Source organism: Anaerovibrio sp., assembly GCF_051866355.1.
GTDB lineage: Bacteria > Bacillota > Negativicutes > Selenomonadales > Selenomonadaceae > Anaerovibrio.
Window position 1 is genome coordinate 1 of the sequence record NZ_JBJDWZ010000003.1, and the last position, 6,619, is coordinate 6,619.

A 6,619-nucleotide genomic window follows, 5' to 3' on the forward strand; every position below is an offset into this window, starting at 1 on the left:
AGTATGTAAACATGATTGAGGCCGGTATTGTTGACCCTGCCAAGGTTACCCGTTCCGCACTGCAGAATGCAGCCAGCATTGCAGCTATGGTTCTCACCACTGAGACCCTGGTTGCTGACAAGCCTGCTCCGGAGGGTGCAGCTCCTGCAGCTCCGGCAATGGGCGGCATGCCGGGCATGATGTAACATGCACCGTGCGCTGATGACAGCCTGCTGTCTGAGGCCATAACAGCATTAACGAAAGAGGCGTCCTATCCGCGCAGGCGGGTAGGACGTTTTTTGATGCAGATTTTGGCGTCAATGGATAGTGCCGCGGCTTGAGAAAATTTTATTGACTAAAACCATGTTATAGACTAGAATAATGGAAGTTGGCTGTGATGTGCGGCTTTCGCTTTGTCCTGGGCGATGGCTGCGGCAGCCGGAAAAAGGCTTGTATGTGAGGTGTTTTCTCATGTTGCTCATGTACGGGTTTAGCGCATGGTCTTGTGTCCGCTGCGTGTGCAGGGATGCAAGGTGACGAGGATGGAGGTTGTCGATATATCAGCGGATGCCTCCCGGTGGGGTGCCCCATCGTCAGCAGCTGTCAAAGCCGTCAGGCGACTGGCGGGACAAAGCAGTGGGCATGGGCAGGCCAGGACTTCTAGCGGACTGTGTGATGGCAGTGCCGGATGGGTGTATGTCGTCATGACGGTGAATTTGGAGGTTTTAGTATGTGTGGTATTGTTGGTTATGTAGGTGACAAGCAGGCAGCGAGATTTTTGATTGAGGGCCTGACCAAGCTGGAGTACCGAGGTTATGATTCTGCCGGTATTGCCGTGTACAACGGTGATGCTGACGCCATCCGCGTGGAGAAGAGCGTCGGACGTCTGGCAGAGCTGGAGAAGAAGATTGATGGCAATGTGCCTGTTGGGTGCATGGGTATCGGCCATACCCGCTGGGCAACCCACGGTGGCCCTTCCGATTTGAATTCCCATCCTCATACTGACTGCACCGGCAATTTTGCCGTGGTGCATAACGGCATTATTGAGAATTACCTTGCCTTGAAGGAAGAGCTGATTGAGGCAGGACATGAGTTTAAGTCAGAGACGGATACCGAGGTGCTGCCGCACCTTCTGGAAACTTATTATGAGGGTGACTTCGAGGCGGCTGTCCGCAAGGTGCTGCGCCGTATCGAAGGCTCCTATTCCATCGTGTTTATGTCCAAGGCTGACCCTGATACCCTGATTTGCACCAAGCAGGACAATCCGCTGGTTATCGGCCTGGGTGAAGGCGAGAACTTCATCGCTTCCGACATTCCGGCCATCATTGCCCGTACCCGCCGTACCTATATTATTAACGACGGCGAGATTGCAGTAGTGAAGAAGGATTCCGTCTGGATTACCAACCGCCGCGGCGAGCCGATTACCAAGAAGGTATTTGAGGTGAACTGGAATGCCGAGGCTGCCGAGAAGGGCGGTTATGAGCATTTCATGCTGAAGGAAATCCATGAGCAGCCGAAGGCTGTCCGCGACACCCTGTCCGGCCGTATTGCCAAGGACGACAGTGCCGTTATTCTGGATGAGCTGAAATGGACGGAGGAATATGTAAACTCCTTCTCCAAGGTGTTTATTATCGCCTGCGGCACTGCTTATCATGCAGGCCTGGTAGGCAAGTATTATATCGAAAATCTGGCGCGGGTGCCGGTTGAGGTGGATATTGCCTCCGAGTTCCGCTACAGGAAGCCGATTATTGACGACAATACCCTGACCATCGTAGTTAGCCAGTCCGGTGAGACTATTGATACCCTGGCTGCCCTGAAGGAAGCAAAGCGCCTGGGCTCCAAGACCATGGCCGTTACCAACGTGGTTGGCTCATCCATTGCCCGCGAGGCGGATCAGGTTGTCTATACCTGGGCAGGCCCTGAAATTGCGGTAGCTTCTACCAAGGCATACACCACCCAGCTGATTGTCATGTTCCTGCTGGGTGCTTATATGGCAGGCCTTCGCGGCACTGTGGAGGAAAGCCGCATGAAGGAGCTTCTGGGCAAGCTGCGCAATATCCCTGCCCAGATCAGCGAAACCCTTGAGGACGTGGACCCTATCAAGGCCTTTGCCCAGCAGTATGGCTACAATGACGACGTGTTCTTCCTGGGCCGGGCCCTTGACTACCATGTGGCACTGGAGGGCTCCCTGAAGCTGAAGGAGATTTCCTATATTCATGCGGAGGCCTATGCAGCAGGCGAGCTGAAGCATGGCACCCTGGCCCTGATTACCCGTGGCATCCCTGTGGTTGCCCTGGCTACCCAGAAGAGCGTTTACGAGAAGACCCTGAGCAATATCAAGGAAGTAAAGGCTCGTGATGCGGTGGTTATCGGCGTGGCTGCCAAGGGAGATGGCGAGCTGCACAAGTACACCGACCACGTAATCTTCGTGCCGGAGACGGATGAGCTGCTCATTCCGTTGCTGACCGTGCTGCCGCTGCAGCTTTTGGCATATTACACCGCCCTGACCCGCGGCTGTGATGTGGACAAGCCTCGTAACCTGGCCAAGTCCGTTACTGTAGAGTGATGTATTAACCAGCCCCCCGTGAAGCTGACCGCTTCGCCGGGGGCTGTTCTTTTGGCAGAAATTTATTTGACAAGCGGCAAAGTTTGTACTAGTATAGTAACAATATCTGCGGATATAAAACGGTGAAGAGGCCTGATGCTTTGTCGGGCATTAGTTCAATATTTTTACAGAAAGTAGGGATTAAGTTGGCATTCTATTTCAGTGAACCATCTCATACCTTTGGTGAGTACCTGCTGGTACCTGGTTATTCTTCTGAAAAGTGCATTCCGGCGAATGTTTCCTTGAAGACACCATTGGTAAAGTTCAAGAAGGGTGAGGAGCCGAAGATTTCCATGAACATTCCGATGACCTCTGCCATCATGCAGTCCGTATCCAATGACCGCATGGCAGTGGCACTGGCGCGTGAGGGAGGCGTTTCCTTCATCTATGGTTCCCAGACGATTGAGGAAGAGGCTGCTATGGTAGCACGGGTAAAGAACTTCAAGTCCGGCTTTGTTGACAGCGATTCCAATATCACCCCTGAGACTACTATTGCAGAGATTCTGGCACTGAAGGAAAAGACCGGCCATTCCACTATGGCAGTAACAGAGGACGGCACTCCCACCGGCAAGCTGCTGGGCATCGTTACCAGCCGTGACTACCGCGTGACCCGCATGAGCCCTGATACTCCTGCCAAGGAATTCATGACGCCTTTTGAGAAGCTGGTTTATGCCAGTGCAGATACTACTTTGTCCGAGGCAAACGACATCATCTGGGACAACAAGCTGAACATGCTGCCGCTGATTGATGACAACCAGCGCCTTCGCTACATGGTATTCCGCAAGGATTATACCGATAACAAGGAGAACGAGCTGGAGCTGATTGATGAGAAGAAGCGCTATATCGTAGGCGCCGGCATCAATACCCGCGACTATGCAGAGCGTGTACCGGCTCTTTTGAAGGCAGGCGCGGATGTGCTGTGCATCGATTCCTCCGAGGGATTCTCCGAGTGGCAGCGCATAACGCTGAAATACATCCATGAGAATTTTGGCGAGGATGTCAAGGTGGGCGCCGGCAACGTCGTTGACCGGGAGGGCTTTATGTTCCTGGCCAAGGCGGGCGCTGACTTCATCAAGGTGGGTATCGGCGGCGGTTCCATCTGCATCACCCGTGAAACCAAGGGTATCGGCCGCGGTCAGGCAACTGCCCTGATTGATGTATGCGCAGCCCGTGATGAATACTATGAGGCTACCGGCGTATACATTCCGGTTTGCTCTGATGGCGGTATTGTGCATGATTACCACATGACCCTGGCTCTGGCCATGGGTGCTGATTTCATGATGCTGGGACGCTATTTCTCCCGCTTCGATGAGAGCCCTACGGATGTTGTGAAGATTAACGGCACCTATTACAAGGAGTATTGGGGCGAGGGTTCCAACCGTGCCCGCAACTGGCAGCGCTACGACCTGGGCGGCGCCAAGAAGCTGTCCTTTGAGGAGGGCGTTGACTCCTATGTGCCTTATGCCGGCAGCCTGAAGGACAATGTGGGCATTACCCTGAGCAAGATACGCTCCACCATGTGCAACTGCGGCGCTCTGAGCATTCCGGAGCTGCAGGAAAAGGCGCGCCTTACCCTGGTATCCTCTACCAGTATCGTAGAAGGCGGTTCCCATGATGTAATCCTGCGTGACAGCATCAACCGCTGATAATGTTGTATAGCAGCCTCCGGGCTGCCTGGTTTATCCGATTTGTTATATGCGGCGGTGCATGGCACGATGTTTTGTGTCTGCACCGTCTTTTGTATTTACATGCAATTTTCACTGAATTATAGTAGACTGGGACTAAGTACTTATGTGGAGGTTGATATTATGCATATTTTGCTGGCAGAGGATGATATGAAGCTGGGCAAGCTGATAAAGTACATGCTGGAGCAGAATGGCATTTCTACCGAGTGGGTGACTACTGGTGACATGGTGTATGATTACGCCATGTATGAGGATTATGACGTGCTTGTGCTGGACTGGATGATGCCGAAGGTATCCGGTGTGGACGCATGCAAAAAGCTGCGCAGTGAGGGTTATCAGAGGGCGATATTGCTGCTGACGGCCAGGGACTCCGTGGAGGACAGGGTTACGGGGCTGGACGCCGGGGCGGACGATTATCTGGTAAAGCCCTTTGAATTTGCAGAGCTGATGGCGCGGCTCCGCGCCCTGGGACGGCGCAGCAGCCAGAAGATTCAGCAGGATATGATGGAGCTTGGGGATTTTACCCTGGATCGCACATCCAAGGTGCTGAAGAAGGGGGAGCAGGTCATCCAGCTCTCGCCGCGGGAATTCCAGATTTTTGATTTGCTGGTGCAGAATATGGGCATAGTTGTGCCGCGTGACATTATACTGGACAGGATATGGGGGCTGGAGTCGGAAGTCAGCTCCAACAATATCGATTCCTACGTAAAGCTGCTCAGAAAGAAGCTGGAGTCGGCTGACGGGCAGATGATGATAAGCACGATTCGGGGTGTTGGCTATAAACTGGAAATTAAATAAGCACAAGCTGACGAATATCTTTTACAGGAGCCGCTGGCGGCTGACGATAGCGTACACGACCCTGATGTTCCTGATTTTTGCGCTGATTATAGTCCTGAGCTACCGCGGCATGCTCTGGGCGGTAAGCTCGGAGCAGGCCCGGGAGCTGTCCAGCGTGGTTCAGGATGTGGCGGCAGGGGAGTCCATGATGCTGCAGTCGAATATTTTCCCTGATGACCTGGGGTATCGTGAGCGGATGTTTTTCTATGCTTATGACAATAACGGCGAGCTGCGCCATTTTTCCAGGGCACCCCTGCGGCTGGAGGATGAGGTAATGGACCTGATTCGGCGCGGACAGGTGCCGTTTACGGATGTGGCAGTTTTTGAGCATGACGACGACCCGGACAAGGTTATCATGATGACGGCCTCCTATGTGAAGATTGATGGTCATAATGTGGGCGTTGTATATATGGGCAAGGATATAAACGCCCTGTACAAGGGACTGACGAAGTTTTCCTATTTTCTGGGGCTGGTTTCCTTTGTGGCACTGGTGCTGGCGGCTATAGCGGGCTACTATATAGCCGGCTGTGTCATGGCGCCGATGCAGGCGGCCTATGAAAGGCAGAAGCAGTTTACGGCGGACGCCTCCCACGAGCTGCGCACGCCGTTGAGCGTGGTTATGGCCTCAGCGGACCTGCTGGGCAACGATCCGGCTGTGCAGTCGCCGTTTTTGCGGCAGGTTATAGATGATGTCAAGGACGAGGTCAAAAAAATGAGCAAGCTGGTAGGTGATCTGCTCATTATTGCCCGCAGTGACAACAACGTGGAAAAGCTGAACATGCAGGAGTTTGACCTGTCCGCCTCCATGCGGCAGGTGCTGAGAAATATGCAGCCTATGGCTGACAAGAAAAATATCACCCTGATAGGCAATATCACTGAATCCATCCTGTGGGTGGGGGATGAGCAGAAGATAAATCAGCTGGTTATGATTCTGGTGGACAACGCCGTCAAATACACGCAGGATTACGGCACGGTCACGGTAACGGCCGAGTCGCCGAAAAGCAAGCGCCTGCGGTTCAGCGTGGCGGATAACGGCATCGGGCTGGCCAAGGGGGACCGGGAAAAGATATTTGGCAGGTTCTACCGCGTTGATAAGGCCCGTTCCCGGCAGATGGGCGGCAATGGCCTGGGGCTGGCTATTGCCAAGGATATTGTGGATGTGCATCACGGCTATATCTACGTGGAAAGCGAGCTGGGCAAGGGTACGACGTTTACCGTGGAGCTGGCCCTGCCGAAAAAGTTGTAAAATAATTAGTCAAAAAGACAAAAAGCGATTGACTTTTTGTCTTTTTGTTTTATAATAGATGTAGAAAGTCAAAAAGACAAACATTATTGCCAGATTATTGTTAGTTGGTTTTATGGTGTTGTGCAGAAGACTGTAAGCAAGTTGTATGGCATGTACTCTAAGAAAACCTTTGTCGCGCCTCGTTACTTCATTCATCAGAACGAAGTGATAGATGGATGTTAGTAACGCGAGGCACGACTAGGGTTTTCGTGGGTATTGCCATACAAA

At 52.8% G+C, this 6,619-nt stretch carries 4 protein-coding genes and 1 pseudogene; all 5 read left to right on the forward strand.

What is annotated here, in order from left to right; all coding sequences use genetic code 11:
• Positions 1-185, forward strand: a pseudogene (gene groEL, locus ACI3UA_RS00040) (chaperonin GroEL); the annotation flags it as partial.
• Positions 186-709: 524 nt separating this feature from the next.
• Positions 710-2,545: a glutamine--fructose-6-phosphate transaminase (isomerizing) gene (gene glmS / locus ACI3UA_RS00045; protein WP_439722783.1), complete on the forward strand. Its 1,836-nt coding sequence runs from the start codon at positions 710-712 to the stop codon at positions 2,543-2,545.
• 185 nt (positions 2,546-2,730) lie between these two features.
• Positions 2,731-4,230 (forward strand): IMP dehydrogenase, encoded by a 1,500-nt coding sequence (locus tag ACI3UA_RS00050; RefSeq protein ID WP_439722784.1) that lies wholly within the window; start codon positions 2,731-2,733, stop codon positions 4,228-4,230.
• A 162-nt stretch (positions 4,231-4,392) separates the two neighbouring features.
• Positions 4,393-5,067 carry a response regulator transcription factor gene (locus ACI3UA_RS00055; RefSeq protein WP_439722785.1) on the forward strand — a complete coding sequence of 225 codons (675 nt, stop codon included), beginning with the start codon at positions 4,393-4,395 and terminating at the stop codon, positions 5,065-5,067.
• The gene (locus ACI3UA_RS00060; protein ID WP_439722786.1) at positions 5,039-6,352 is read left to right on the forward strand and encodes a sensor histidine kinase; all 1,314 of its coding nucleotides are present in this window, start codon (positions 5,039-5,041) and stop codon (positions 6,350-6,352) included. Before ACI3UA_RS00055 ends, ACI3UA_RS00060 begins: the two co-directional genes overlap by 29 nt.
• Positions 6,353-6,619 lie beyond the last annotated feature (267 nt).